General features: G+C 55.9%; 24 protein-coding genes. 11 read left to right on the top strand and 13 right to left on the bottom strand.

The features are described 5' to 3' along the window. Window positions 1-19: 19 nt before the first annotated feature. The 3 genes from aceF to pdhR all read right to left on the bottom strand — a co-directional run bounded on the left by aceF (window position 20) and on the right by pdhR (window position 5,484). Complete coding sequence (gene aceF / locus L6R44_RS10360) at window positions 20-1,918, bottom strand: pyruvate dehydrogenase complex dihydrolipoyllysine-residue acetyltransferase (RefSeq protein WP_237424078.1); 1,899 nt, start codon at window positions 1,916-1,918, stop codon at window positions 20-22. Between the two features lie 14 nt (window positions 1,919-1,932). Continuing rightward, window positions 1,933-4,596, bottom strand: a complete 2,664-nt coding sequence (gene aceE, locus L6R44_RS10355; protein WP_061715959.1) for a pyruvate dehydrogenase (acetyl-transferring), homodimeric type — start codon at window positions 4,594-4,596, stop codon at window positions 1,933-1,935. Between the two features lie 123 nt (window positions 4,597-4,719). Next, window positions 4,720-5,484: a pyruvate dehydrogenase complex transcriptional repressor PdhR gene (gene pdhR / locus L6R44_RS10350; RefSeq protein WP_014882565.1), complete on the bottom strand. Its 765-nt coding sequence runs from the start codon at window positions 5,482-5,484 to the stop codon at window positions 4,720-4,722. A 263-nt stretch (window positions 5,485-5,747) separates the two neighbouring features. Between pdhR and L6R44_RS10345 the strand changes: the two genes are divergently transcribed. The 4 genes from L6R44_RS10345 (at window position 5,748) to L6R44_RS10330 (ending at window position 9,915) form a co-directional block, all read left to right on the top strand. Beyond that, window positions 5,748-5,975 (top strand): hypothetical protein, encoded by a 228-nt coding sequence (locus L6R44_RS10345; protein WP_080283038.1) that lies wholly within the window; start codon window positions 5,748-5,750, stop codon window positions 5,973-5,975. Window positions 5,976-6,021: 46 nt separating this feature from the next. Then, entirely contained in the window at window positions 6,022-7,392 is a 1,371-nt protein-coding gene (gene aroP, locus L6R44_RS10340; RefSeq protein WP_032644082.1) for an aromatic amino acid transporter AroP, read from the top strand. A gap of 164 nt (window positions 7,393-7,556) precedes the next feature. Next, on the top strand, window positions 7,557-8,954 hold the full coding sequence (locus tag L6R44_RS10335; RefSeq protein WP_237424077.1) for a glycoside-pentoside-hexuronide (GPH):cation symporter: 1,398 nt from the start codon (window positions 7,557-7,559) through the stop codon (window positions 8,952-8,954). A 10-nt stretch (window positions 8,955-8,964) separates the two neighbouring features. Next, complete coding sequence (locus tag L6R44_RS10330) at window positions 8,965-9,915, top strand: glycoside hydrolase family 43 protein (RefSeq protein ID WP_237424076.1); 951 nt, start codon at window positions 8,965-8,967, stop codon at window positions 9,913-9,915. An 18-nt stretch (window positions 9,916-9,933) separates the two neighbouring features. Here the strand turns inward: L6R44_RS10330 and ampE are convergent, their stop codons facing one another. After that, on the bottom strand, window positions 9,934-10,788 hold the full coding sequence (ampE, locus tag L6R44_RS10325; RefSeq protein ID WP_237424075.1) for a beta-lactamase regulator AmpE: 855 nt from the start codon (window positions 10,786-10,788) through the stop codon (window positions 9,934-9,936). Window positions 10,789-10,797: 9 nt separating this feature from the next. After that, on the bottom strand, window positions 10,798-11,349 hold the full coding sequence (gene ampD, locus L6R44_RS10320; RefSeq protein ID WP_237424074.1) for a 1,6-anhydro-N-acetylmuramyl-L-alanine amidase AmpD: 552 nt from the start codon (window positions 11,347-11,349) through the stop codon (window positions 10,798-10,800). An 87-nt stretch (window positions 11,350-11,436) separates the two neighbouring features. Here ampD and nadC point away from each other — a divergent pair, with 87 nt between their 5' ends. The 4 genes from nadC to hofC all read left to right on the top strand — a co-directional run bounded on the left by nadC (window position 11,437) and on the right by hofC (window position 15,509). Beyond that, on the top strand, window positions 11,437-12,330 hold the full coding sequence (gene nadC / locus L6R44_RS10315) for a carboxylating nicotinate-nucleotide diphosphorylase (RefSeq protein ID WP_032644077.1): 894 nt from the start codon (window positions 11,437-11,439) through the stop codon (window positions 12,328-12,330). Window positions 12,331-12,504: 174 nt separating this feature from the next. Beyond that, the gene (ppdD, locus tag L6R44_RS10310; protein ID WP_237424073.1) at window positions 12,505-12,942 is read left to right on the top strand and encodes a prepilin peptidase-dependent pilin; all 438 of its coding nucleotides are present in this window, start codon (window positions 12,505-12,507) and stop codon (window positions 12,940-12,942) included. A 10-nt stretch (window positions 12,943-12,952) separates the two neighbouring features. After that, window positions 12,953-14,335 (top strand): type II secretion system protein GspE, encoded by a 1,383-nt coding sequence (gspE, locus tag L6R44_RS10305; protein ID WP_237424072.1) that lies wholly within the window; start codon window positions 12,953-12,955, stop codon window positions 14,333-14,335. Beyond that, complete coding sequence (hofC, locus tag L6R44_RS10300; protein ID WP_237424071.1) at window positions 14,325-15,509, top strand: protein transport protein HofC; 1,185 nt, start codon at window positions 14,325-14,327, stop codon at window positions 15,507-15,509. Before gspE ends, hofC begins: the two co-directional genes overlap by 11 nt. A gap of 42 nt (window positions 15,510-15,551) precedes the next feature. Here the strand turns inward: hofC and L6R44_RS10295 are convergent, their stop codons facing one another. Continuing rightward, window positions 15,552-16,595 (bottom strand): GMP reductase, encoded by a 1,044-nt coding sequence (locus L6R44_RS10295; RefSeq protein WP_032644074.1) that lies wholly within the window; start codon window positions 16,593-16,595, stop codon window positions 15,552-15,554. A 228-nt stretch (window positions 16,596-16,823) separates the two neighbouring features. Here L6R44_RS10295 and coaE point away from each other — a divergent pair, with 228 nt between their 5' ends. Genes coaE through yacG form a run of 3 tightly spaced genes read left to right on the top strand, consistent with a single transcriptional unit; the run spans window position 16,824 to window position 18,391 of the window. Beyond that, window positions 16,824-17,444 (top strand): dephospho-CoA kinase, encoded by a 621-nt coding sequence (gene coaE / locus L6R44_RS10290; protein WP_237424070.1) that lies wholly within the window; start codon window positions 16,824-16,826, stop codon window positions 17,442-17,444. Then, window positions 17,444-18,187 (top strand): cell division protein ZapD, encoded by a 744-nt coding sequence (gene zapD / locus L6R44_RS10285; RefSeq protein ID WP_237424069.1) that lies wholly within the window; start codon window positions 17,444-17,446, stop codon window positions 18,185-18,187. The genes coaE and zapD overlap by 1 nt, the downstream gene beginning before the upstream one ends. A 9-nt stretch (window positions 18,188-18,196) precedes the next feature. Next, entirely contained in the window at window positions 18,197-18,391 is a 195-nt protein-coding gene (gene yacG, locus L6R44_RS10280) for a DNA gyrase inhibitor YacG (protein WP_032644071.1), read from the top strand. A 33-nt stretch (window positions 18,392-18,424) separates the two neighbouring features. On the opposite strand, the gene mutT is transcribed toward yacG, so the two are convergent. The 7 genes from mutT to ftsQ form a co-directional block, all read right to left on the bottom strand. After that, window positions 18,425-18,817, bottom strand: a complete 393-nt coding sequence (gene mutT, locus L6R44_RS10275) for an 8-oxo-dGTP diphosphatase MutT (protein ID WP_032644070.1) — start codon at window positions 18,815-18,817, stop codon at window positions 18,425-18,427. Between the two features lie 57 nt (window positions 18,818-18,874). After that, the gene (gene secA / locus L6R44_RS10270) at window positions 18,875-21,580 is read right to left on the bottom strand and encodes a preprotein translocase subunit SecA (RefSeq protein ID WP_237424068.1); all 2,706 of its coding nucleotides are present in this window, start codon (window positions 21,578-21,580) and stop codon (window positions 18,875-18,877) included. Window positions 21,581-21,638: 58 nt separating this feature from the next. Beyond that, window positions 21,639-22,142, bottom strand: a complete 504-nt coding sequence (gene secM, locus L6R44_RS10265) for a secA translation cis-regulator SecM (protein WP_237424067.1) — start codon at window positions 22,140-22,142, stop codon at window positions 21,639-21,641. A gap of 276 nt (window positions 22,143-22,418) precedes the next feature. Further along, window positions 22,419-23,336: a UDP-3-O-acyl-N-acetylglucosamine deacetylase gene (lpxC, locus tag L6R44_RS10260; protein WP_010426966.1), complete on the bottom strand. Its 918-nt coding sequence runs from the start codon at window positions 23,334-23,336 to the stop codon at window positions 22,419-22,421. Window positions 23,337-23,437: 101 nt separating this feature from the next. Then, on the bottom strand, window positions 23,438-24,589 hold the full coding sequence (gene ftsZ, locus L6R44_RS10255; RefSeq protein ID WP_008501978.1) for a cell division protein FtsZ: 1,152 nt from the start codon (window positions 24,587-24,589) through the stop codon (window positions 23,438-23,440). Between the two features lie 63 nt (window positions 24,590-24,652). Beyond that, a complete protein-coding gene (gene ftsA / locus L6R44_RS10250) occupies window positions 24,653-25,909 on the bottom strand; it encodes a cell division protein FtsA (protein ID WP_023334508.1) in 1,257 nt (418 codons plus the stop codon). Beyond that, a complete protein-coding gene (gene ftsQ, locus L6R44_RS10245) occupies window positions 25,906-26,748 on the bottom strand; it encodes a cell division protein FtsQ (protein ID WP_032644068.1) in 843 nt (280 codons plus the stop codon). The genes ftsA and ftsQ overlap by 4 nt, the downstream gene beginning before the upstream one ends.

Raw genomic sequence — 26,748 nt, 5'->3', positions numbered from 1 at the left:
CGACTGGCCGGCTTTTCGATTACATCACCAGGCGGCGAATGTCGCTCAGCATGTTGTTGATGATGGTGATGAAGCGCGCACCATCAGCACCGTCGATCACGCGGTGGTCGAAGGACAGAGAGATTGGCATCATCAGACGCGGCATGAACTCTTTGCCATTCCACACCGGCTCCATGGCGGACTTGGACACGCCAAGGATCGCCACTTCCGGCGCGTTAACAATCGGCGCGAAGTGGGTGGTACCCAGGCCGCCGATGCTGGAGATCGTGAAGCAGCCGCCCTGCATTTCGCCGGCAGTCAGCTTACCATCACGCGCTTTCTTGGAGATCACGGTCAGTTCACGGGACAGCTCGGTGATGCTCTTCTTGTTCACGTCCTTGAAGACCGGAACAACCAGACCATTTGGCGTATCAACCGCAACACCGATGTTGATGTATTTCTTCAGCGTCAGCTTCTGGCCGTCTTCGGACAGGGAGCTGTTGAAGCGTGGCATCTGCTCAAGGGCAGCGGCAACGGCCTTCATGATGAAGACCACTGGGGTGAATTTCACGTCCAGCTTGCGCTTCTCGGCTTCGGCGTTCTGCTGTTTACGGAACGCTTCCAGATCGGTGATATCGGTTTTGTCGAAGTGCGTAACGTGCGGGATCATCACCCAGTTACGGCTCAGGTTAGCACCAGAGATTTTCTGGATGCGGCCCAGCTCCACTTCTTCGATTTCGCCGAACTTGCTGAAGTCGACTTTCGGCCATGGCAGCATGCCCGGGATACCGCCACCGGCGGCTGCAGCTGGTGCAGCTTCGGCGCGTTTCACCGCGTCTTTCACGTAGGTCTGAACGTCTTCGCGCAGGATACGCCCCTTACGGCCGGTCCCTTTCACTTTCGCCAGGTTCACACCGAACTCGCGCGCCAGGCGACGAATCAGCGGAGTCGCGTGGACGTAAGCGTCGTTTTCAGCGAACTCAGATTTTTCTGCTTTCGCAGCAGGGGCAGCAGCTGGTTTAGCAGCCTGAGCCGGTGCAGCAGCCGGTGCTGGCGCAGCCGCGGCGGCCGGAGCAGCAGCAGGCGCAGCGCCTTCCACTTCGAAGACCATGATCAGAGAGCCGGTAGACACTTTGTCGCCGGTGCTGATTTTGATCTCTTTAACGGTACCGGCGAACGGCGCAGGGACTTCCATAGAAGCCTTGTCGCCTTCAACGGTGATCAGTGACTGCTCAGCGGCAACTTTATCGCCCACTTTCACCATCACTTCGGTCACTTCAACTTCGTCACCGCCGATGTCCGGTACGTTCACGTCTTTCGCACCGCCAGCCGCAGCTGGAGCAGCGGCAGGTGCCGGAGCAGCCGCCTGAGCCGGGGCAGCAGCAGGTGCAGCACCCGCCACTTCGAAGACCATGATCAGAGAGCCGGTAGACACTTTGTCGCCGGTGTTGATCTTGATCTCTTTAACGGTACCCGCGAACGGAGCTGGCACTTCCATAGAGGCCTTGTCGCCTTCTACGGTGATCAGTGACTGCTCGGCCGCAACGGTGTCGCCCACTTTCACCAGGATCTCAGTGACTTCAACTTCGTCACCGCCGATGTCAGGCACGTTAACTTCTTTCGCTGCCGCGGCAGCTGCTGGAGCAGCGGCGGCCGGAGCGGCTTCTTTCTTCTCTTCCTGCGCAGGTGCAGCAGCTGCTGCACCGTCGGCGGAATCGAAAATCATGATCAGTTTGCCGGTCTCGGTTTTATCGCCAACGGAGACTTTGATCTCTTTAACGATGCCAGCCTGAGGAGACGGGACTTCCATAGAGGCTTTGTCGCCTTCTACGGTGATCAGCGACTGTTCAGCTTCAACTTTGTCGCCTACTTTGACCAGGATCTCGGTGATTTCAACTTCATCAGCCCCGATGTCCGGTACATTGATTTCGATAGCCATTATTCTTTTACCTCTTACGCCAGACGCGGGTTAACTTTTTCTGCATCGATGTTGAATTTGGTGATTGCGTCCGCAACCACTTTCTTATCGATTTCGCCACGTTTAGCCAGTTCGCCCAGTGCTGCTACAACCACGTAAGAAGCATCAACTTCGAAGTGGTGACGCAGGTTTTCGCGGCTGTCAGAACGACCGAAGCCGTCAGTACCCAGTACGCGATAATCATCAGCTGGAACGTAAGTACGAACCTGCTCAGCGAACAGTTTCATATAGTCAGTAGACGCCACCGCTGGCGCGTCGTTCATCACCTGAGCGATGTACGGAACGCGTGGGGTTTCCATTGGGTGCAGCATGTTCCAGCGCTCACAATCCTGGCCGTCACGCGCCAGTTCGGTGAAGGAAGTCACAGAGTACACGTCGGAACCCACGCCGTAGTCTTTCGCCAGGATCTGCGCGGCTTCACGCACGTGACGCAGGATAGAGCCGGAGCCCAGCAGCTGAACTTTACCTTTGCTACCTTCAATGGTTTCGAGTTTGTAGATACCTTTACGGATACCTTCCTCGGCACCTGCTGGCATTGCCGGCATGTGGTAGTTTTCGTTCAGGGTGGTGATGTAGTAGTAAATGTTCTCCTGCGCTTCACCGTACATGCGCTGCAGACCGTCATGCATGATGACTGCCACTTCGTACGCGTAAGATGGGTCGTAAGAGATACAGTTAGGGATAGTCAGAGACTGAATGTGGCTGTGGCCATCTTCGTGCTGCAGACCTTCACCGTTCAGGGTCGTACGACCGGACGTACCGCCTACCAGGAAGCCGCGAGCCTGCTGGTCGCCTGCCTGCCAGCACAGGTCACCGATACGCTGGAACCCGAACATGGAGTAGTAAATGTAGAACGGGATCATCGGCAGGTTGTTGGTGCTGTAAGAGGTCGCAGCAGCCAGCCAGGATGCGCCTGCGCCCAGCTCGTTGATACCTTCCTGCAGGATCTGACCTTTCTCGTCTTCTTTGTAGTAGGCAACCTGCTCACGGTCCTGCGGGGTGTACTGCTGGCCGTTCGGGCTGTAGATACCGATCTGACGGAACAGACCTTCCATACCGAAAGTACGCGCTTCGTCTGCGATGATTGGCACCAGGCGATCTTTGATCGACTTGTTCTTCAGCATCACGTTCAGGGCACGAACGAAAGCGATAGTGGTGGAGATCTCTTTGTTCTGCTCTTCCAGCAGCTGAGAGAAGTCTTCCAGCGCTGGCAGTTCCAGCTTCTCGGTGAAGTTAGGCTGACGAGCTGGCAGGTAGCCTTTCAGCGCCTGACGACGTTCGTGCAGGTACTTGTGCTCTTCAGAACCTTCCGGGAAGGTGATGTAAGACAGGTTTTCTACCTGCTCATCGGTCACTGGAACGTTGAAACGGTCGCGGATATAACGCACGCCGTCCATGTTCATTTTCTTAACCTGGTGCGCGATGTTTTTACCTTCTGCGGTATCACCCATGCCGTAACCTTTGATGGTGTGGGCCAGGATCACAGTCGCTTTACCTTTGGTTTCCTGCGCTTTTTTCAGTGCAGCGTAAACTTTCTTCGGATCGTGACCACCGCGGTTCAGGGCCCAAATCTGCTCATCAGTCCAGTCGGCAACCAGCGCTGCGGTTTCAGGGTATTTGCCGAAGAAGTGCTCACGCACGTAGGCACCGTCTTTGGATTTGAAGGTCTGATAGTCGCCGTCAACGGTTTCGTTCATCAGCTGGATCAGCTTACCGCTGGTGTCTTTACGCAGCAGCTCATCCCAACGACCGCCCCACATGACTTTGATTACGTTCCAGCCAGCACCGGCGAAGATGCCTTCCAGTTCGTTGATGATCTTGCCGTTACCGGTTACCGGACCATCCAGACGCTGCAGGTTACAGTTGATGATGAAGCACAGGTTGTCCAGCTTCTCACGGGTGGCGATGGTGATCGCACCTTTAGATTCTGGCTCATCCATTTCGCCGTCGCCCAGGAAGGCGTAAACGGTCTGCTCGGAGGTGTCTTTCAGACCACGGTGTTCCAGATACTTCAGGAATTTCGCCTGGTAGATCGCACCGATTGGACCCAGACCCATAGATACGGTCGGGAACTGCCAGAATTCAGGCATCAGTTTAGGGTGCGGGTAAGAAGACAGACCTTTACCGTGAACTTCCTGACGGAAGTTGTTCATCTGCTCTTCAGTCAGACGACCTTCCAGGAATGCGCGTGCATAGATGCCCGGAGAGATGTGGCCCTGGAAGTACACCAGATCGCCGCCGTCTTTCTCGTTCGCTGCACGGAAGAAGTGGTTGAAGCACACTTCGTAAACGGTCGCAGAAGACTGGAAGGACGCCATGTGGCCACCCAGCTCCAGGTCTTTCTTGGATGCGCGCAGAACGGTCATGATGGCGTTCCAGCGAATTGCAGAACGGATACGACGTTCCAGATCCAGATTGCCCGGGTATTCCGGTTCGTCTTCGACGGCAATCGTGTTTACGTAGTTGCTAGCCCCTGCACCTGAAGCAACCTTCACGCCGCCTTTGCGGGCTTCAGAAAGCAGCTGATCAATCAGATACTGAGCGCGCTCAACACCTTCTTCACGGATGACCGATTCGATCGCCTGTAGCCAGTCGCGAGTTTCGATCGGATCCACGTCATTTTGGAGACGTTCTGACATGGGGGTATTCCTTATCTATCTAATACGTTGATTTGTCTGGAACCTGTCCCATTGTATTTTCGCCAGAAAACACAATAAGACAGGTTCTGCGTTTAGTTGCCGCGCTCTAAAAGTACCTGGCGCTTAATCCTTTCGTTGCTGTATGCGGCGTAATGAACGTTCGCGACGCGATTGTTCACGGCTGCGGTCCAGCAAGATTTCCTCAATGAAAGCCAGATGGCGGTGCGACGCTTCGCGCGCCTGCTCCGGTTCCCCGGCCATTATCGCCTCGAATATTCGGGTGCGATGGTTGCTTACCAGTGGGAGCATCTCCCGACGGGCATACAACAATTCAAAATTCTGACGAACGTTCTGGGCCAGCATCGGCTCCATGCAGCGTAGCAGATGGAGGAGCACCACGTTGTGGGCCGCTTCGGTGACGGCGATTTGATACTGGACGACGGCGCTGGACTCGGCGTCTAAATCGCCGGACTGCTGTGCCCGTTCAATGGCCTGATGCAGTTCGCGTATGCGCACGCGATCTTCATCAGTGCTGCGAAGGGCGGCGTAATAGGCCGCAATACCTTCAAGCGCGTGACGGGTCTCAAGCAGGTCAAACTGGGATTCTGGGTGGTCAGAGAGAAGTTCTACCAGCGGATCGCTGAAGCTCTGCCACAGGCTGTTTTGCACAAAGGTTCCGCCGCCCTGGCGACGAAGCAGCAAGCCCTTTGCTTCGAGACGTTGAATCGCCTCACGCAGAGAGGGACGTGAAACGTCGAACTGTTTTGCCAGCTCGCGTTCTGGCGGAAGTTTCTCACCCGGGCGCAGAGTCCCTTCGAGGATTAAAAACTCCAGCTGCTGCTCAATCACATCAGATAGTTTTGGTTGGCGAATTTTGCTGTAGGCCATATTCCCTGTCTTACGCCTTTTTGCCCGGAGTCAATTGGTCTTACCAATTTCTATTTCGTATCGCTAAAGTAACAAAGTATTCACCTTCTGTCCATATTGGTTTTGATTGAAATCAGTAAACCCTGCACATTTTAACAACCTTACAGAAATAACGTTTCAGAAATGTAACTTTGCACAAATGAGTTGATTACTCACAAAGAGGGAGTTTTAACCATAATGAAACGGGGGTTTTTGCAATCTGAAGCGATTCAACAGGGCAAATAATGAAAATTCGCCCACTTACGGCGCATTTCTATTCTATAGGTTGGGTGAGGAACAACGAGCGGGCCGATTTACAAATGCTTTCTTTTTATTCAAGTCGTCATCACCCCTTCATAAAGCAGGTGCATTCGCAGGCGCTTACCACTATTCTTGCGCTTACGGAAGTCATCTCCGCTTTTTTCGGTCTCGTTTACCGTAAAGAAATAAATACAGAATATGGATTTTCATAATTACACACGCTCAGCGTGAACATAACAACCACACACGAGGTTTCAAATGGAAGCTCAACAGCACGGCGATCAGCTAAAGCGCGGGCTTAAAAACCGCCATATACAGCTCATCGCACTGGGCGGTGCGATTGGTACCGGCCTGTTTCTGGGCAGCGCATCCGTTATCCAGTCTGCCGGTCCGGGCATTATTTTGGGTTACGCGATTGCGGGTTTCATTGCTTTTCTGATCATGCGCCAGCTGGGCGAAATGGTAGTGGAAGAGCCGGTCGCGGGCTCCTTTAGCCACTTTGCCTATAAGTACTGGGGCAGCTTTGCCGGCTTCGCCTCGGGCTGGAACTACTGGGTGCTGTACGTTCTGGTTGCCATGGCCGAATTGACCGCCGTCGGGAAGTACATTCAGTTCTGGTATCCCGAGATCCCAACCTGGGCTTCTGCTGCAGCCTTCTTCGTCATTATCAACGCCATTAACCTGACCAACGTAAAAGTGTTCGGCGAGATGGAGTTCTGGTTTGCCATCATCAAGGTTATTGCCGTGGTGGCGATGATTATCTTCGGCGGCTGGCTGCTGTTCAGCGGCAACGGCGGCCCGCAGGCCACCGTGCGCAACCTCTGGGAACAGGGCGGCTTCCTGCCGCACGGCATGACGGGCCTGGTGATGATGATGGCCATTATCATGTTCTCCTTCGGCGGTCTGGAGCTGGTGGGTATCACCGCCGCAGAAGCCGACAACCCGGAGCAGAGCATTCCAAAGGCCACGAACCAGGTTATCTACCGCATCCTGATCTTCTATGTGGGCTCGCTTGCCGTCCTGCTCTCCCTGCTGCCGTGGACGCGCGTGACCGCTGACACCAGCCCGTTTGTGCTGATCTTCCACGAGCTGGGCGACACCTTTGTGGCTAACGCCCTGAACATCGTGGTGCTGACCGCGGCGCTCTCCGTTTATAACAGCTGCGTTTACTGCAACAGCCGCATGCTGTTCGGCCTGGCCCAGCAGGGCAACGCGCCAAAAGCGTTGCTCAACGTCGATAAGCGCGGCGTGCCGGTCAATACTATTCTCGTTTCGGCGGTCGTGACCGCCCTGTGCGTGCTGATTAACTATATGGCTCCCGAGTCGGCGTTTGGCCTGCTGATGGCGCTGGTGGTCTCTGCCCTGGTCATCAACTGGGCGATGATCAGCCTGGCGCACATCAAGTTCCGCCGCGCAAAACAGCAGCAGGGCGTCACCACCCGCTTCCCTGCCCTGCTTTATCCGCTGGGCAACTGGATCTGCCTGCTGTTTATGGCGGCGGTGCTGGTGATTATGCTGATCACGCCGGGTATGGCGATTTCCGTCTACCTGATCCCGGTCTGGATTGCGATCCTGGGCGTTGGCTATCTCTTCAGCCAAAAAAGCCGTAAGGCCATGAAGGCCCACTAAGCCTCTCTTCGCGGCGCCTGCTTTTGCGGGTGCCGCGCGTTGTTACCTCCCTCACACTTTCATCCCTACAGCGTTTTTATCCATATCACCGCCCTGATACTGCAACGCATATATTCGTTTGCCAGCAAATAATTCTCTCCATACCGAAACCCGGAGAGCAGGCTATGGATAACGCTAAACTGTCAGTGAAAGAAAAGATCGGCTATGGAATGGGCGATGCAGGTTGCAACATCATCTTTGGCGCCATCATGCTGTTTGTTAACTATTTTTATACGGATATTTTTGGCCTGGCCCCTGCGCTGGTCGGCGTGCTGCTGCTGTCTGTCCGCGTGATTGACGCCGTAACGGACCCGATCATGGGCGCGATTGCCGACCGCACCCGCAGCAAATATGGTCGGTTTCGTCCATGGCTGCTGTGGATCGCCTTCCCCTATGCGCTGTTTAGCATCCTGATGTTCACCACGCCGGAGTGGACCTATAACAGCAAAGTTATCTATGCGTTTGTCACCTACTTCCTGCTGTCGCTGACCTACACGGCGATTAATATTCCCTATTGCTCGCTGGGCGGGGTGATCACCAATGACCCGAAAGAGCGCGTCGCCTGCCAGTCGTATCGCTTCGTGCTGGTCGGCATCGCCACGCTGCTGCTCTCGTTAACGCTGCTGCCGATGGCCGACTGGTTTGGCGGGGAAGACAAAGCCAAAGGCTACCAGATGGCAATGACCGTGCTGGCGCTGATTGGCACCTGTATGTTCCTGTTCTGCTTCGCCACCGTGCGCGAACGCGTGCGCCCGGCGGTGCAGACCCACGACGAGCTGAAAAACGATCTAAAAGACGTGTGGAAAAACGATCAGTGGGTGCGCATTCTTCTGCTAACGCTGTGCAACGTCTGCCCGGGCTTTATCCGCATGGCGGCCACCATGTATTACGTCACCTGGGTGATGGGCCAGAGCACCCACTTCGCCACCCTGTTTATCAGCCTGGGGGTCATCGGCATGATGTTTGGCAGCGTGCTGGCAAAAGTGCTAACCGACCGCTGGTGTAAGCTGAAGGTCTTCTTCTGGACCAATATCGTGCTGGCGATTTTCTCAACCGCCTTTTATTTCTTCGACCCGAAAGCCACCGTCACCATCGTGGTGCTCTACGTCCTGCTGAACGTTCTGCACCAGATCCCGTCTCCGCTGCACTGGTCGCTGATGGCCGACGTGGACGACTACGGCGAGTGGAAAACCGGGAAACGCATCACCGGGATCAGCTTCTCCGGCAACATCTTCTTCCTCAAGCTGGGGCTGGCGATTGCCGGGGCGATGGTCGGCTTCCTGCTCTCCTGGTACGGCTACGACGCGGGCGCAAAAGCGCAAAGCGCGGAGGCCATTAACGGGATCGTGCTGCTCTTCACCGTCATTCCCGGCGTTGGATACTTAATTACCGCGGGCGTGGTGCGTCTGCTGAAGGTGGACCGCGAAACCATGAAGATGATCCAGTCCGATCTGGAGAAGCGCCGCGCCAACTACCGCGAGCTGAACGCTTATCAGGAACTCAAAGCCGCAGAGACAAAATAAGGAAAGTTGCATGCAAACCTGGCCAAACCCGTTTATTGAACAACGCGCCGACCCGTACATTTTATATCACGCGGGGCAGTACTACTTTATCGCCTCCGTGCCGGAGTACGACAGGCTGGCTATCCGCCGTGCTGACTCGCTGGAGGGCTTGCGCAGCGCCGAAGAGGTGGTGGTCTGGCGTAAACCCGACGCCGGCCCCATGAGCCAGCTTATCTGGGCCCCGGAACTGCACCACATTGACGGGAAGTGGTACATCTATTTTGCCGCGACGCACACCCAGGCGCTCGACGCGCTCGGGATGTTCCAGCACCGCATGTTTGCCATTGAATGTGCCGACAACGATCCGCTCACCGGCACGTGGGTGGAAAAAGGCCAGATAAAAACGCCGTTCGACACCTTCGCCCTGGACGCCACCACCTTTGTGCATCAGGAGAAGCGCTGGTATCTGTGGGCGCAAAAAGCGCCGGATATCACCGGGAACTCCAACCTTTACCTGTGCGAAATGGCGAACCCGTGGACGCTCAAAGGCGAGCCGGTGATGCTCAGCAAGCCGGAGTATGACTGGGAATGTCGCGGGTTCTGGGTTAACGAAGGCCCGGCGGTACTGATTCACGGCGATAAGCTGTTTATCAGCTATTCCGCCAGCGCCACCGACGAGAACTACTGCATGGGGCTGCTGTGGATAGACCTGAATGCCGATCCGCAAAACCCGGCAAACTGGCACAAATCCCCGCGTCCAGTGTTCGTTACCAGCTATGAAAACCGCCAGTTCGGCCCGGGACACAACAGCTTTACGCAAACGCCGGAAGGGGAAGACGTGCTGGTGTATCACGCGCGTAACTACACCGAAATTGAGGGCGATCCGCTTTACGATCCAAACCGTCATACCCGCCTGAAGCGGGTCCGCTGGGACGAAAGCGGGATGCCTGATTTCGGCATCCCGCCTGCGGATTCGCTTTAATCTTTACGGCGCGCTGGCCTACACCAGCGTGCCGTAAATGGTCAGCAGCGCCACAACAACCACCACCACAAACGAGGTTTTCTTCGCCATGGAGACAGCGGCTTTCGGTGTTTCAATCTTGTCGGTATGCGGCTCGCGCGCCAGCGAGAACTGCGCCAGACGCGTTAACACCTGGTACTGCGACGTATGGCGGTCAGCCAGCGAAGCGAACCATGCGGGCAGCGCTTTTTCACCGTGCCCAATGAGCGCGTACACCACGCCCACCAGACGCACCGGGAGCCAGTCGAGCACGTGCAGGATGGCATCGATGCCGGAGAGCAAACGCTCATGCGGCGTCAGATAGCGGGCAAGCCAGGTCTGCCAGGCGCGCAGGAAGGCATACCCCATCAGCAACACCGGTCCCCACGGGCCGCCCACCACAAACCAGAACAGCGGCGCCAGGTAGTAACGGAAGTTAATCCACAGCAGCGCGTTCTGCAGCTCGCGCAGAAACTCGCGTTCGTCGCAGTCCGGCGGCACGCCGTGGATCATCGTCAGCTCGCTCGCCATGGCGCCGCGCGCGTGGGCATCGTCACGGGAGGCGGCCTTCAGGTAGGCGTGATAGTGCAAACGCACCTTACCCGCACCAATGCACAGCACCCCAAGCAGGATCCACACCACCAGCAGCGGCACGTTGAAAAAGAGCCCGTACAGCGCGCGCAGCAGCAGGAACGTAATCACCATCACACCCGCCATCATCAGCAGCGTGCGCAGCATAGAAAAGTGCTTAATCCGGCGGAATAACACCTCCAGCCGGTGATCCAAATGCCAGTGCTCGCCGAGCTTGAACAGGCGTTCGGCGATGATAACCAGCAGCATGGTAAACAACGTCATGGTATCTCCTTATTCTGACGACGCGGTGAGCATGGCGCGAAAGCGGGGCCAGTCAAAGGCCGGGCCGGGATCGGTTTTTCTCGCCGGGGCAATATCACTGTGTCCCGTAATATTGTCGGCAATGGCCGGGTAGCGTCGGATAAGCGTGCGGGTCAGAGCCGCTAGCTGCTGATACTGCGCATCGGTGTAGGGCATGGTATCCGTGCCTTCCAGCTCGATGCCGATAGAAAAATCATTGCACCGTTCGCGCCCGTGATACATCGACACCCCGGCATGCCAGGCGCGTTTATCAAAGGGAACATACTGAACCACTTCACCGTCGCGACGAATCAGACAGTGAGCCGACACGCGCAGATGGGCAATCTCAGCAAAGAAAGGATGGGCATCGGGATCTATCGTTCCCGTGAATAACGCATCGATCCACGGGCCGCCAAACTCACCCGGCGGGAGACTAATATTATGAACCACCAGCAGTGTGGGCTTTTCATCCTCCGGGCGGCAATCGTGGTGCGGCGAAGGCACATGCCGCGCGTCCACCAGCCATCCGTTTTCTAACAACATGCTGGAACTCCTTATGTATGGTGCTGTTACTCGGTTCAGAGTAGCATGTTTCAATATTATGATTCGTTACCAATTTGGAGTTTTATCATGCCGCCTCGCCGCTACAACCCCGACCACCGACGTGAAGCGCTTCTGGAACGTATTACTATGGATATTCCGGCAAGCGTTGCCCATGCTTTGAAAGAAGATCTGGGCGGTGACGTGAATGCCGACAATGATATTACCGCACAATTGTTGCCGAAAGAGACGCGCTCGCACGCGGTCATTATCACCCGTGAAGAGGGCGTTTTTTGCGGCAAGCGCTGGGTTGAAGAGGTCTTTACTCAGCTGGCGGGCGATGACGTGCAGGTAACATGGCACGTGGAGGACGGCGATACCGTCACGCCAAACCAGCCGCTGTTTGAGCTGGACGGCCCTTCCCGCGTCCTGCTGACCGGCGAACGCACCGCGCTCAATTTTGTACAGACGCTTTCTGGCGTGGCCAGTGAAGTGCGTCGCTACGCTGACCTGCTGGCCGGTACCCGCACCCAGCTGCTGGATACCCGCAAAACGCTGCCGGGCCTGCGCACGGCCCTGAAGTATGCGGTCCTCTGCGGGGGCGGCGCAAACCATCGTCTGGGCTTATCCGACGCCTTCCTGATTAAAGAGAACCACATTATTGCCTCTGGCTCCGTGCGTCAGGCGGTGGAGAAAGCCTTCTGGCTGCATCCGGACGTGCCCGTTGAGGTGGAAGTCGAAAGCCTTGAAGAACTTGAGCAGGCGATTAAGGCCGGGGCCGATATCATCATGCTCGATAACTTCGAAACAGAGCAGATGCGCGAGGCGGTAAAACTGACAAACGGCCGGGCCCGGCTTGAAGTGTCCGGGAACGTCACGTTCGACACGATCCGTGAGTTTGCCGAAACCGGCGTGGATTACATCTCCGTCGGCGCGCTGACCAAGCACGTTCGCGCCCTCGACCTCTCAATGCGCTTCAAATAGCGCCTTCTCCCCTCTCCGCCCGGAGAGGGGAAATTCAGCCCCGCTCGCAAATCCGCTGTTCTTCGCTGCAACCCTCAAAAATTTCTCTGAAGCCCCCTTCCCGTTCCCTTTTTTGCCCCTCGTTTCTGCTCTTTTCCGCTGACAAAGTAGCGCCACTTTGCATAAGGAGCAGATATGGACAGACAACAAGGATTCACACTTATTGAGCTGATGGTGGTCATCGGCATTATTGCGATTCTGAGCGCCATCGGCGTTCCCGCCTATCAGAACTACCTGCGCAAGGCAGCGCTCACCGATATGCTGCAAACCTTCGTTCCCTACCGCACGGCCATTGAGCTTTGCGCGCTGGACCATGGTGGCGTGGCGAGCTGCGATGCGGGCAGCAACGGCATTCCTTCCCCCACGACCACACGCTACGTTTCAGGAATGAGCGTGGCGAAAGGGATCGTGACCTTAACGGGACAGGAGAGTCTTAACGGGCTTGAGGTGGTCATGACGCCACAGTGGAACGACGGCAACGGGATGACGGGCTGGACGCGTGACTGCAATACCAGTGCTGACAGCGCCCTGAAGCAGGCCTGCGAAGACGTTTTCCGCTTCGACACTAACTGAGGTGCGGACAATGAATACCGACCAGCTCGTCGCGCTTTGCCAGCGCCATCACGCTCTGCTGCTTACCAGCGACGGGGACAAAGTGAGCATTGCCGTCGTGGGCACCCCCGCGACTGAACTCATGGAGGCGCTGCGCTTCGCGACCCAGAAACGGATCGATATTGAGTGCTGGAGCGCTGAACGCATGGAAAAACACCGGCAGCTAACGTCGCAAGCGCATCTGCCCGTCGTTTCACAGGCACGCTCCGCGGTGGATATCCTCAACCACACGCTGCAGCAGGCGATCAACCAACGCGCCTCCGACATTCACATCGAACCGATGGAGCACGCATGCCAGATCCGTTTACGCATCGACGGCGTACTTTGCCCCCAGCCTCCGCTATCCGCCTCGCTGGCCAGCCTGTTCAGCGCGCGCTTAAAGGTGCTGGGCAACCTGGATATCGCAGAACGTCGTTTGCCTCAGGACGGCCAGTTTACGATTGAGCTGGCCAACGAGCCGGTCTCGTTTCGGATCGCCACGCTTCCCTGCAGCGGCGGCGAGAAAATCGTGCTGCGTCTTCTGCATCAGGTTCAGCAGGCGCTTGAGCCAAAAGCGCTTGGCATGAGTGATGAACAGCTGGCCAGGTTTACTGAGGTGCTTCACCAGCCGCAGGGGCTGATTCTGGTCACTGGCCCTACCGGCAGCGGTAAAACCGTGACGCTGTACAGCGCGCTGCAGGCGCGAAATACCCCAGACGTCAACATCTGCAGCGTGGAGGATCCCATTGAGATCCCCCTTGCGGGATTAAACCAGACGCAGATTAATCCTCGGGCGGGCTTAACCTTCCAGAGCGTGCTCCGGGCGCTGCTGCGTCAGGATCCAGACATCATTATGGTCGGCGAAATCCGTGACGGAGAAACGGCAGACATTGCCATCAATGCCGCCCAGACCGGACATCTGGTGCTGTCGACCCTGCACACCAATTCGACGACGGAAACCCTGATTCGCCTGGAGCAGATGGGCGTCGCGCGCTGGATGATATCTTCCGCGCTGTCGATGGTCATTGCCCAGCGCCTGGTCCGCCGTCTGTGCCCACACTGTCGCCGGGAAGCCAGCGAGCAGGCTCAGTTACCGCGCGCCGTATGGTCCAGACCGCTTCCGCGCTGGCAGCCCACCGGCTGCGATCGTTGCTATCACGGTTTTTATGGCCGCGTGGCCATTTTTGAAGTACTCACAATCGACAGCGCCCTGCGGCAGGCGATTGCCAGCGGGGCGGGAACAGAAGTGATAGAGGCGAGCGCGCGGCAGGCGGGAATGCTTTCTCTTTTTGAGCACGGCTGCATGGCTGTTGAACAAGGGCTAACCACGCTCGAAGAGCTGGTGCGCGTTCTGGGAATGCCAAATGGCGTCTAATCTGCTCTGGCGCTGGCGAGCGCTCACCAAAGAGGGAGAACCCCGAAGCGGGACCCTCTGGGCCACAGACCGCAATGCGGCCTGCATCTGGCTGATGCGTAACGATCTTCATCCTTTGACCCTGACCCGATGCGCTCAGCGACACCGCTGGCGGCCACATCACTGCTACGAGATGTTTCGCCAGCTCGCAACCCTTCTGCAGGCCGGGCTGACATTAGCCCACAGCCTGCAGATGCTGGCAGAGCAACATCCGTTAAGGCCGTGGCAGGCGCTGCTGCAAAGCATTGCCGATGAGCTCAGCGAGGGAGCCCCCTTTTCTGAACTGCTAAAAAAATGGCCTGCGGTGTTTAGCCCACTGCATGTCTCGATGGTGAAAACCGGTGAGCTAACGGGCAAACTGGAGGCGTGCTGTCGCCAGCTCGCTGAGCAGCAAAAAGCGCAGCAGCAGCTCAGTGCAAAAGTGAAAAAGGCGCTGCGCTACCCGGCGATCGTCCTGACGCTTGCCGTGCTCGTGGTGCTGGCGATGGTCACCCTGGTCTTGCCCGAGTTTGCTGCGATCTACAAAACGTTTAACACACCGCTCCCGATGCTGACGCAGATGGTCATGGGGATGGCCGAATTTATTCGGTCATATGCCCTCGCATTGTTCGCCGCGTTGTTAGGCCCCGCAGCCGCGGCCTGGTCTTTGCGGCAGAATCCGCGCTGGCAGCGCATGCTGATGCATACGCCGGTGATGGGCGAGCTGGCAAAAGGTCAAAAGCTGGGGCACGTCTTTACCGTGCTGTCACTCACGCAGCAGGCCGGCATCCCCTTTTTACAGGGCCTTGAGAGCGCGGAGGAGACCGTAGAAAGTCGTTACTGGCGGGGAATACTCGCAGGCGTTCGTGAGGACATTGAGAAAGGCCACCCGGTCTGGTCATCCTTTCAGAAAGCGGCCATCTTTACCCCGCTCTGTATTCAGCTTTTACGAACCGGCGAAATGTCGGGCGCGCTGGACATCATGCTGGCAAACCTCGCCCGGCATCACACGGAACAGACCTTTCAGCGGGCAGATAGCCTGGCGGCACTTCTGGAACCCATACTTCTGATTGTGACGGGGGTCATCATCGGCACGCTGGTGGTGGCAATGTACCTGCCTATTTTCCATCTGGGGGATGCGATGAGTGCGGGATGACGCTCAACAGGGCTGGCGCACGGGCATGCGCCAGCGAAAGCCTTACAGGCTATTAAATACGCGGTTTTCCTGTTCCTGAACGCGAATAAACGTCGTACGCTTCGTCAGCTCTTTCAGGCGGGATGCCCCCACGTAGGTGCAGGCGGAGCGCAGGCCACCGAGGATATCGCGCGCGGTGTTATCAACCGGACCGCGCAGAGGCAGCTTCACGGTTTTGCCTTCTGCCGCACGGTATTTTGCCACACCACCGACGTGACGGGTCATTGCGGATTCAGAGCTCATGCCGTAGAACAGCATAAATTTCTCGCCGTTCTCTTCAACCACGGTACCACCGCTCTCTTCGTGGCCTGCCAGCATACCGCCGAGCATCACGAAGTCCGCGCCGCCGCCGAAGGCCTTTGCAACATCGCCCGGCATGGTGCAACCGCCGTCGCTGATGATCTGGCCGCCCAGGCCGTGCGCCGCATCGGCACATTCGATAACGGCGGACAGCTGCGGATACCCAACGCCGGTTTTGACGCGCGTGGTGCACACTGAGCCCGGGCCAATGCCCACTTTCACGATATCTGCACCGGAAAGGATCAGCTCTTCACACATTTCACCGGTCACCACGTTGCCCGCGATGATGGTTTTCGTCGGCCAGGCCTCGCGCGCCTTGCTGACGAACTGCACGAAGTGCTCGGAGTAACCGTTCGCCACGTCAATACAAACGAAGCTGAGCGCCGGGTTCGCATTCAGGATCTGTTTGGTCTTCTCGAAATCGGCATCAGAGGTGCCGGTGGAGACCATCACGTGCTTCACGACATCCGCAGAGGCGGATGCAACAAACGCATTCCACTCTTCCGGGCTGTAGTGCTTGTGTACGGCGGTGAGAATGTCGAACTGCGCCAGGGCGGTTGCCATCTCAAAGGTTCCCACAGTATCCATGTTGGCAGCGATGATCGGCACGCCAGACCACGTCTGACCGGAATGCTTAAAGGTGAATTGACGTTCGAGTTCAACGTCTGAGCGACTTTTCAGTGTAGAGCGTTTAGGGCGGATAAGAACGTCTTTGAAACCTAACTTCAGATCTTCTTCGATACGCATGTGCGGATTCCTGGGGTTAGAGGCAAATATGTTAAAAGCACAACTCCAGTGACGCTATCATACGCACTAATACCTGCTCCGCAAGACTGCGAAATTCTCTTTTTTTACGCTACAATCCTATAAATTTACCTGGTAAAAAGCCGGTAAACAGGGCTAAACGATGGCTAACGCACGTTTGAAATTCAACCAACTGATTTTAATAATGAATAATTCCCAGGATTTGATTTAATGGGGTATATCGTCGCATTAACCGGCGGCATCGGTAGTGGCAAAAGTACCGTTGCGGACGCATTTTCTCGTCTGGGCATTACGATTATTGATGCCGATATCATTGCCCGTCAGGTGGTAGAGCCTAATACACCCGCGCTAAAAACCATCGAAGACCATTTTGGTCAGGCAATCCTCAACGCGGACGGCACGCTAAATCGCCGTCGGCTTCGCGAATGCATTTTTTCCGATTCTGCGGAAAAAGCCTGGCTTAATGCCCTGCTCCACCCCATTATCCACCAGGAAACTCAGCGCCAGATGGCCGCAGCTCGCTCGCCGTATGTTCTGTGGGTGATCCCCTTGCTGGTAGAGAACCAGCTGCAGAATAAAGCCGATCGGGTGCTGGTCATTGATGTCTCGCCTGAAACGCAAATCCAGCGCACCGTGACGCGCGACGGTGTCTCTCGCGAACAGGCTGAACAAATTCTTGCCGCTCAGGCCACGCGCGCTCAGCGCCTTGCCGTAGCGGATGATGTTATTGATAATAACGGCGCACCAGATGCCATTGCATCGGATGTTGCCCGCCTGCACGCGCAGTATATGACGTTTGCCGCGCAGGCCGCTGCACAGGAAAAACCATAATGTCGACACACATCCTTTTTGAGCATCCGCTCAATGAAAAAATGCGTACCTGGCTGCGCATCGAATTCCTTATTCAACAGCTTTCACAACATCTGCCTGTTAACGATCACGCTACGGCGCTGCACTTCTTCCGCAACGTAGGCGATCTCCTGGATGTAATTGAACGCGGCGATGTCCGCACAGAACTGCTTAAAGAGCTGGAGCGCCAGCAGCGTAAATTGCAGGCATGGACAGAAGTTCCCGGGGTAGATCAGAGCCGTATCGACGCGCTCCGCCAGCAGTTAAAAAGCAGTAGCGCTGTCCTGATGGCCGCGCCGCGCGTCGGGCAGTTTTTGCGTGAAGACCGCCTGATTGGCCTGGTGCGACAGCGTCTGAGCATTCCTGGCGGTTGCTGTAGTTTTGACCTGCCGACCCTGCATATGTGGCTACATATGCCCCAGGCGCAGCGTGACGCGCAGGTAAACAGCTGGCTCGCCAGCCTGGAGCCCATGCACCAGACGCTGGCACTGATCCTCGATCTGATCCGCAACTCTGCGCCGTTCCGCAAGCAAACCAGCCTGAATGGTTTCTTCCAGGATAACGGTGATGATGCCGATCTTCTGCGTCTCAACCTGGCTCTTAGCGAACAGCTTTACCCACAGATTTCCGGGCATAAGAGCCGCTTTGCGATTCGCTTTATGCCGCTGGACAGTGAAAATGGCACCGTGCCGGAACGTCTCGATTTTGAACTGGCCTGTTGTTAAGGAGTGCCGATGTCTGATGTGACCACCGTAAGCTGCCCAACCTGCGGCAAAACCGTTGTCTGGGGCGAAGTGAGTCCTTTCCGCCCGTTTTGCTGCAAGCGCTGCCAGCTAATCGACCTGGGCGAATGGGCGGCGGAAGAGAAACGCATTCCAAGCAAAGGCGATCTCTCGGACAGCGACGACTGGAGCGAAGAGCAACGATAGCTTGAAAGCCTGCTGGCGCTTCGCCCGGCAGGCCTACTGTTGTTCGACCAATCGCAGGATCACAGGCTCGTTGGCTGGCGGGAATTTTTCGGCATCACTTGCCTGTAGTTCCACCCAGTTACCCGGCTGACCCTCTTTTCCCCAGGGCTCCCCCTCCCAGTTTTCGACCAGCCAAAACCACAGCGTGATGTGCCTGTCCGGAAACTGATACTCAAGCTTGTCAAACAGCGTTGCGCCAAGCGGCGTGATCCCCACCTCTTCCTGAAGCTCCCGAACCAGCGCCTCTTCCGGCGTTTCACCTGATTCGATTTTCCCGCCAGGAAACTCCCATTTGTTTGCCATGTGGGCGTCGGCGGCGCGCTGGGTGATAAAGATTTGATTTTGCGGGTTGCGAATAATCCCGACGGCAATTTGCAGTATTTTCATAGTGTCGCTTCCATAAAAAAGGCGCAGTAATCTGCGCCTTTTTGCTTTTTTATGAACTTAGCTCAGACGGCCGTGGCACGCCTTGTACTTTTTACCTGAACCGCACGGGCACGGATCGTTCCGCCCCACTTTACGATCGCCGGTCTGCGCGGCGATCGCCGCTGCGGCTTCGCTGTCGTCGGTCTGATGGCTCAGCTGCTGCATTTGTGCCAGACGTTCAGCCTCTTCACGACGCTGCTGCTCCATTGCCTCCACTTCTTCCGGCATACGCACCTGAACCTTGCTCAGGGTGCTGATCACTTCATACTTCAGTGACTCCAGCATAGAGGCAAACATGGAGAAGGATTCACGCTTGTACTCCTGCTTCGGATCTTTCTGCGCATAGCCACGCAGGTGGATACCCTGACGCAGGTAATCCATCGCCGCCAGGTGCTCTTTCCACAGGGAGTCCAGCGTCTGCAGCATCACGCCTTTTTCGAAGTGACGCATCATCTCAGCGCCAACGACCTCTTCCTTACGCTTGTAAACGTCCAGCGCGGTTTCATAGATGCGCTCGCGCAGGGTCTCTTCGTGCAGCTCAGGCTCTTTGTCCAGCCACTCTTTGATAGGCAGCTCGAGGTCAAAGTCGTTTTTCAGACGTTCCTGCAGGCCTTCGATATCCCACATTTCTTCCAGAGACTGCGGTGGAATATGCGCATCAATCGTCGCTTTAAACACATCTTCGCGGATGCTGTTGATGGTTTCGCTCACGTCGGACACGTCCAGCAGTTCGTTACGCTGGGTGTAAATCGCACGACGCTGATCGTTAGCCACGTCGTCATACTCCAGCAGCTGCTTACGAATATCGAAGTTGCGGCTTTCCACTTTACGCTGTGCGTTAGCGATCGCTTTGGTCACCCACGGGTGCTCAATGGCTTCACCTGGCTTCATGCCCAGCTTACGCATCATGCCGGACACGCGGTCGGAGGCAAAAATACGCATCAGCGCATCTTCCATAGACAGATAGAAGCGGGATGAACCGGCATCACCCTGGCGACCCGCACGGCCACGCAGCTGGTTGTCGATACGACGGGATTCGTGACGCTCGGTACCGATGATGTGCAGACCGCCGGAAGCCAGCACCGCGTCGTGACGCACCTGCCAGTCGGCTTTGATCTGGGCAATCTGTTCTGGCGTTGGGTTTTCCAGCTCCGCCACTTCAGCCTGCCAGCTACCGCCCAGCATAATATCGGTACCACGACCCGCCATGTTGGTGGCGATGGTCACGGCAGCCGGATAGCCCGCCTGCGCAACAATGTCCGCTTCTTTGGCGTGGAATTTGGCGTTCAGAACGTTGTGTTTGATACCCGCTTTCGTCAGCTCGTTGGAAACCACTTCGGATTTCTCGATGGAGATGGTCCCCACCAGTACCGGCTGGCCCTTCGCAGTACGGTCGCGGATATCTTCAATGATGGCCTGAATTTTTTCCGCTTCGGTCATGTACACCAGGTCCGGCATATCCTTACGGATCATTGGACGGTTGGTTGGAACGACCACGGTATCGAGCTTATAGATAGAGCTGAATTCAAACGCTTCGGTATCAGCAGTACCGGTCATCCCCGCCAGCTTCTCGTACAGACGGAAGTAGTTCTGGAAGGTGATAGACGCCAGCGTCTGGTTTTCATTCTGAATATCCACACCTTCTTTGGCTTCCACAGCCTGGTGCAGACCGTCAGACCAGCGACGTCCCTGCATGGTACGGCCGGTGTGTTCATCGACGATGATCACTTCGCCATCTTTAACGATGTAGTCGACGTCGCGGGTAAACAGCGCGTGCGCGCGCAGCGCGGCGGTCACGTGGTGCATCAGCATAATGTTGCTCGGGGAGTAGAGAGACTCGCCCTCTTCCATAATGCCTTCAGCGACCAGCAGTTCTTCAATTTTCACCAGACCGCGTTCGGTCAGGTTCACCTGGCGCGCTTTTTCATCAACGGAGAAGTGACCTTCACCCTGGAAGGTGTCGGAGTCTTCTTTCTCCTGACGCAGCAGGTGTGGAATGATTTTATCGACCTTACGGTACATCTCGGAGCTGTCTTCAGCCGGGCCGGAGATGATCAGCGGGGTACGCGCTTCATCGATCAGGATGGAGTCCACCTCATCCACCAGCGCATAGTGCAGCTTACGCTGTACGCGCTCTTCCGGGCTAAACGCCATGTTGTCGCGCAGGTAGTCGAAGCCGTATTCGTTGTTTGTACCGTAGGTGATATCCGCATTGTACGCTTCACGCTTGGCTGGCGCAGGCAGGCCGGACATGTTGATACCCACGGTCATACCGAGGAATTCAAACAGTGGACGGTTGTTTTCGGCGTCACGCTGCGCCAGATAGTCGTTGACGGTAACGACGTGAACGCCTTTACCGGTCAGCGCGTTCAGGTAGGCCGGCAGCGTTGCGGTCAGGGTTTTACCTTCACCGGTACGCATTTCCGCGATGCAGCGCTCGTTCAGCACCATACCACCCAGCAGCTGAACGTCGAAGTGACGCATGCCGAATACACGCTTACTTGCTTCACGCACCACGGCAAACGCTTCCGGGATCAGGCTTTCTAAGGTTTCGCCTTTTTCCAGACGGGCACGGAATTCCGCCGTTTTTGCTTTCAGCTCGTCATCGGAGAGCTTCTCCATCGCCGGTTCCATACCGTTGATGACGGCAACAGCTTTGCGCATACGGCGCAGAGTACGATCGTTACGACTACCGAAAACTTTTGTTAATAATTTGATTAGCATAATAAATTCTCAAACGCCCCAGCGTGGGCAGATAAATTAAGGTATTGAAAAAGTTAATTTAGCTGAGGCGTTGCGGCCCGGCGCGAATGCCGTGAGCCTGGCTAATCCAGGTTGAAATAGAGAATACAAGAGGTGAAACAAAGGTGCGTGGCGTCGTCTGGTGCGCCACAACCGGCGGCTGGCTGTCCTGGGTGAGGAGCGCATTGAGCGTGTCCAGCAGGGCAAGATGCTGAGCCTGCACCGGCAGCGCCTCTTCCGCAACAGGCATAGCCTGCGGCGCCATCGCGAAGGAGAGATGGCGGATAACCGTGCGGATAGCGTGCTGGTGCCAGTAATCGACGGAGAAGTTAGGACGGCGGCTGGCCTCAAGCCACGCAAGATTAGTGAAATTAACCCGCGTGTTGAGATCGTGTTTGGTGGTAGAGGCTTTTGCGGGCGTCGCCGCTTCGGCACTGCTGCAGAGCGCAGGCAAGCCGAAACTCGCCGCGACCATCCCTAATAAGAGATGCGGCCAGAAGTAACGTCTGCCAAATTGTCGCCAGCGCGTCAGTATTCCGCTCACCTGCTCCACCCAATAAGCCAGCCTTGCTGAGGCTGAGTTCAGTTATTCTTTTAGCGCCCAGATATTACCACTAATGCCACTATACATCAGCAGGAATGAGGTGCCGCCGTGGGGAAAAACGGTCAAGAATGCAGCTAACGCACACATTTTCTGCGCATGACAAACAAGAGATAACGCTGGGGGAAACGAAGAAAGGTAAAAATAAAAACGACTGGTCTTCCTGGCCGGAGAGAGTACCAGGTTAACCAGTCGATTTTTTACGAACGGTCCAGACCGTTACGCCAGAACCATGTTTGGTGCTTTGAAGGCCAGCGGCAGTTCAGCTTCGTCTTCAAAGGTCACATATTCCCAGGCTTCCTGTTTTGCCAGGACGGCCTGCAACAATTTGTTGTTCAGCGCATGACCGGATTTGAACGCGGTAAATGCACCAATGATGTTGTGACCACACATAAACAGGTCGCCGATCGCATCCAGCATTTTGTGACGAACGAATTCATCTTCAAAACGCAGGCCGTCTTCGTTCAGTACGCGATAATCGTCAACAACGATGGCACAATCGAAGCTGCCGCCCAGGCACAGGCCGCGGGACTGCAGATATTCGATATCACGCATGAAGCCAAACGTACGTGCGCGGCTGATCTGACGCATAAACGCATCAGCAGAGAAGTTCATCGCGTAGCGCTGGGTGCTGGAGTCAATCGCCGGATGGTTAAAGTCGATGGTAAAGTCCAACGAGAAACCATTGTACGGTTTGAATTCAGCCCACTTGTCGCCATCTTCGACGCGAACGGTCTCTTTGATGCGAACAAATTTCTTCGCGCAGTTCAGTTCTTCGATGCCGGCATCCAGCAACAGATAAACGAACGGAGCAGCACTGCCATCCATAATCGGGATTTCTGGCGCATCGACTTCAACAATAATGTTGTCGATACCCAGACCCGCCAGGGCGGCGTTCAGGTGCTCTACGGTAGAAATCCGCACGTCATGCTCGTTCACCAGACAAGTACAGAGCATAGTATCACGCACAGATTTGGCATCGGCCGGAAAATCTACCGGTGGATTCAAGTCGGTGCGACGATAGATGACCCCGGTATTGGCCGGCGCAGGGCGTAACGTCAGCGTGACTTTCTTGCCGGTATGTAAACCGACACCCGTCGCCTGAACGATACGTTTAAGTGTCCTTTGTTTGATCATCGTATAATCTCGCCAAATTAACTATCCAACCGAGAGTGTATATCACTAACGGTGGGCCAGTTTAGCACAAAGAGCGCAAATCCCCTAATTCCAGCCAATTCTTAATCAGCTTGCTTACGCAGGAACGCCGGGATATCCAGATAATCTGGCTCTTTCGCCGTTTGCGGCGTTGGGTCGTTCACCACTTTCGCGGCCGGTTTCTGCTCTTGAGTCAGAGGAGACATACCGTGCTGCTGGTAACGATCCATTACCGGTTGCTGTGTCTGTTTGTTAGTCACGAGGGTGATCTCAGGACGCTTGTCCATACCGATACCGGTCGCAACAACGGTCACACGCAGCTCGTCGTTCATTTCAGGGTCAAGGGAAGTACCGATTACCACGGTGGCGTTGTCAGAGGCGAACGCACGGATAGTGTTACCCACGGTTTCGAACTCATCCAGACGCAGGTCAAAGCCAGCGGTAATGTTGACCAGCACGCCGCGCGCACCAGACAGATCGATATCTTCCAGCAGTGGAGAAGAGATGGCCATTTCAGCCGCTTCTTCTGCACGGTCTTCGCCGCTCGCCACGCCAGAGCCCATCATCGCGTAGCCCATTTCGGACATCACGGTGCGAACGTCTGCAAAGTCAACGTTCATCAGGCCAGGACGAGTAATCAGTTCAGCGATACCCTGAACCGCGCCTTTCAGCACGTCGTTTGCGGCACCGAAGGCGTCCAGCAGGGAGATACCGCGACCCAGAACTTTCAGCAGCTTGTCGTTCGGGATGGTGATCAGCGAGTCCACATGCTTGGACAGCTCGGTGATACCCTGCTCCGCGAAGGCCATACGCTTCTTGCCTTCAAAGTTGAAAGGCTTGGTCACGACAGCAACGGTCAGGATACCTAAATCTTTAGCGACTTCCGCCACAACAGGTGCTGCGCCGGTACCGGTACCGCCACCCATGCCTGCTGCGATGAAGACCATGTCCGCACCTTCCAGTGCAGCGCGCAGGGCTTCACGATCTTCTTCAGCCGCATTGCGACCGACTTCCGGGTTAGCCCCTGCTCCCAGCCCTTTGGTGATACCACCGCCGATCTGGATAGTCTGGCCTACAGCCGTCTTACGCAGTGCCTGTGCATCGGTGTTAACTGCGAAGAACTCAACACCTTCAATGCGTTCACGCACCATATGCTCTACGGCGTTACCGCCGCCGCCACCGACGCCGATGACTTTAATCACCGCGTCGTTGGTCAGTTCCATAGGTTCAAACATAATTTCTCTCTCCGTTGTGCCTGTCGCCCGAGACCGCTAATTCTCTCCGGTCTCTTAAAAAAATTAAAACTCTTTTCGCAACCAGTTGTTCAGTCGTTTGACCCACGACCCCACTGAGACGCGTTTTTCCACTTCTGCTTCACCACTGAGATGAGATTCCTTCCCGTAATGGAGCAGGCCCACAGCCGTTGAATAATACGGCTCCTGAGCATAATCCGTTAAACCGGTGATATTCAGCGGCGCGCCAATACGCACCTGCGTATGGAACACGCGCTGAGCACAGGCCGCAAGACCTTCAATTTGCGCTGCACCGCCGGTTAATACAATCCCCGCCGCAAGATGATGCTTAACGCCCTGCTGACGAAGCTGTTCCTGTAACTGTAAAATCTCTTCGTTGACCAGGTTGAGCAGCTCGGTATAGCGCGGCTCAATCACCTCTGCCAACGTCTGGCGCTGCAGGCTGCGCGGTGGACGACCACCAACGCTCGGCACTTCAACGCTCTCATCTTTGCCAACGATAGACCCCAGCGCACAGCCGTGGCGCACTTTAATCGCTTCTGCATCGCTCGGTGGCGTACCAAAAGCGTAAGCAATATCGCTGGTCACAACGTTCCCGGCATACGGGATCACTTTGGTGTGGCGCAGCGCACCGCCGGTATACACGGCGATATCCATTGTACCACCACCAATATCGACCACACAGACGCCCAGTTCACGTTCATCTTCGGTCAGCACGGAATAACTGGCCGCCAGACCGGCGAAAATAAGTTGGTCAACTTTCAGGCCACAACGTTCAACGGCTTTGACAATGTTCTTTGCCATATCGTTGTGACATGTGATCAGGTGCACTTTTGCCTGCATACGGACGCCAGACAGACCGACCGGGTTTTTGATCCCTTCCTGATAGTCGATCGCGTATTCCTGCGGGATGACGTGCAGCACGCGGTGCTCGTCGCGGACACGCACGGATTTCGCCGTGTGCACGACGTTTTCAACGTCTTCCTGCGTCACTTCTTCTTCGGAAATCGGCACCATACCGATTTCGTTCTGGCAGCTTATGTGCTTACCAGAAAGGGCAAGATAGACAGAAGAAATCTGGCAATCTGCCATCAATTCAGCCTGATCGATGGCGCGCTGAACGCATTTCACCACCGATTCAAGATCGTTTACCCCACCTTTATCCATACCACGGGACGGGCAACTGCCTACGCCAATGATATTGACCATACCGTCGGGCAGAACTTCCCCTACTAAAGCGGCAACCTTCGCGGTGCCAATCTCCAGTCCAACTACCAGTTTTCTGTCCGTCGCCTTGATCATTGTTGTTCTGCCTGTACCTGTGCCTGATTCTGTTGCTGATTAGGTTCCTCGACCGGAGCCGGTACCCAACCGACTGCTGCGCCTGAGTCATAGCGCAAATCAACGTAGCTTATCCGTTTGCCGTCAGTCTGTGCCTGCTGCTGTAAAACCGGGTAAAGTTCGACAAAACGCGCCAGACGCTTCATGGTGTCGCCGCGTCCCAGGTTGAGCTTAATGCCGTTTGTTAACGTCAGCTGCCAGGAACGGCGCGCCGTCATGGCCGCATCTTTTAACGTAAACCTGTCCTTCGCCAGCACCTGCCCCATGTCGCGAAAACCCTGTAACACTTCGTTTTCGCTGCCTTCAGGGCCATACAACATCGGTAAATTTTGCTTGTTGACACGATCGGCCGGGACGCTGAAGGAATTTCCGTCTACGTCAACCATGTGCTGATCATTCCAACGCGCAATGGGCACATATTCAACCAGATGAATCTTCAATTCATCAGGCCATTGCTTTCTTACGCTCGCCTGTTTTATCCAGGGCAGACGTTCAATCTGGCTCTGGATAATATTGACGTCCTGCGTCATAAAGGTGCCGGGCGAGCCCAGCGCCAGAATTGACTGACGAATATCGTCGTTGCGCGTGTAGTGACGCTCACCGGTGACCACCAGCTTAGAAAGCGGCAACCGCTGCGCATCCTCCATCCAGCCCAGGACCATCCAGCCGCTGATAAACACGGTGCACAGCACCCCGAGCAGGAAAATGATGCCTGCAAGACGCGTTCCATTACTGCGGCGTGAAGAGGCGTATTCTTCCTCGTCATCGCGGTTGCGCGTGTTCAATGCAGCCTGAGACAT

It is taken from the genome of Enterobacter cloacae complex sp. ECC445 (assembly GCF_021892025.1).
GTDB classification, from domain to species: Bacteria; Pseudomonadota; Gammaproteobacteria; order Enterobacterales; family Enterobacteriaceae; genus Enterobacter; species Enterobacter chengduensis.
Note: the sequence above shows the minus strand (reverse complement) of the source record. Positions and strands in the feature narration are given on the sequence as shown.

Excerpts from the sequence above, each read along its gene's own strand:
- aceF (WP_237424078.1), bottom strand. The coding sequence starts at position 1,918 with ATGGCTATCGAAATCAATGTACCGGACATCGGGGCTGATGAAGTTGAA.
- aceE (WP_061715959.1), bottom strand. The coding sequence starts at position 4,596 with ATGTCAGAACGTCTCCAAAATGACGTGGATCCGATCGAAACTCGCGAC.
- pdhR (WP_014882565.1), bottom strand. The coding sequence starts at position 5,484 with ATGGCCTACAGCAAAATTCGCCAACCAAAACTATCTGATGTGATTGAG.
- L6R44_RS10345 (WP_080283038.1), top strand. The coding sequence starts at position 5,748 with ATGAAAATTCGCCCACTTACGGCGCATTTCTATTCTATAGGTTGGGTG.
- aroP (WP_032644082.1), top strand. The coding sequence starts at position 6,022 with ATGGAAGCTCAACAGCACGGCGATCAGCTAAAGCGCGGGCTTAAAAAC.
- L6R44_RS10335 (WP_237424077.1), top strand. The coding sequence starts at position 7,557 with ATGGATAACGCTAAACTGTCAGTGAAAGAAAAGATCGGCTATGGAATG.
- L6R44_RS10330 (WP_237424076.1), top strand. The coding sequence starts at position 8,965 with ATGCAAACCTGGCCAAACCCGTTTATTGAACAACGCGCCGACCCGTAC.
- ampE (WP_237424075.1), bottom strand. The coding sequence starts at position 10,788 with ATGACGTTGTTTACCATGCTGCTGGTTATCATCGCCGAACGCCTGTTC.
- ampD (WP_237424074.1), bottom strand. The coding sequence starts at position 11,349 with ATGTTGTTAGAAAACGGATGGCTGGTGGACGCGCGGCATGTGCCTTCG.
- nadC (WP_032644077.1), top strand. The coding sequence starts at position 11,437 with ATGCCGCCTCGCCGCTACAACCCCGACCACCGACGTGAAGCGCTTCTG.
- ppdD (WP_237424073.1), top strand. The coding sequence starts at position 12,505 with ATGGACAGACAACAAGGATTCACACTTATTGAGCTGATGGTGGTCATC.
- gspE (WP_237424072.1), top strand. The coding sequence starts at position 12,953 with ATGAATACCGACCAGCTCGTCGCGCTTTGCCAGCGCCATCACGCTCTG.
- hofC (WP_237424071.1), top strand. The coding sequence starts at position 14,325 with ATGGCGTCTAATCTGCTCTGGCGCTGGCGAGCGCTCACCAAAGAGGGA.
- L6R44_RS10295 (WP_032644074.1), bottom strand. The coding sequence starts at position 16,595 with ATGCGTATCGAAGAAGATCTGAAGTTAGGTTTCAAAGACGTTCTTATC.
- coaE (WP_237424070.1), top strand. The coding sequence starts at position 16,824 with ATGGGGTATATCGTCGCATTAACCGGCGGCATCGGTAGTGGCAAAAGT.
- zapD (WP_237424069.1), top strand. The coding sequence starts at position 17,444 with ATGTCGACACACATCCTTTTTGAGCATCCGCTCAATGAAAAAATGCGT.
- yacG (WP_032644071.1), top strand. The coding sequence starts at position 18,197 with ATGTCTGATGTGACCACCGTAAGCTGCCCAACCTGCGGCAAAACCGTT.
- mutT (WP_032644070.1), bottom strand. The coding sequence starts at position 18,817 with ATGAAAATACTGCAAATTGCCGTCGGGATTATTCGCAACCCGCAAAAT.
- secA (WP_237424068.1), bottom strand. The coding sequence starts at position 21,580 with ATGCTAATCAAATTATTAACAAAAGTTTTCGGTAGTCGTAACGATCGT.
- lpxC (WP_010426966.1), bottom strand. The coding sequence starts at position 23,336 with ATGATCAAACAAAGGACACTTAAACGTATCGTTCAGGCGACGGGTGTC.
- ftsZ (WP_008501978.1), bottom strand. The coding sequence starts at position 24,589 with ATGTTTGAACCTATGGAACTGACCAACGACGCGGTGATTAAAGTCATC.
- ftsA (WP_023334508.1), bottom strand. The coding sequence starts at position 25,909 with ATGATCAAGGCGACGGACAGAAAACTGGTAGTTGGACTGGAGATTGGC.
- ftsQ (WP_032644068.1), bottom strand. The coding sequence starts at position 26,748 with ATGTCTCAGGCTGCATTGAACACGCGCAACCGCGATGACGAGGAAGAA.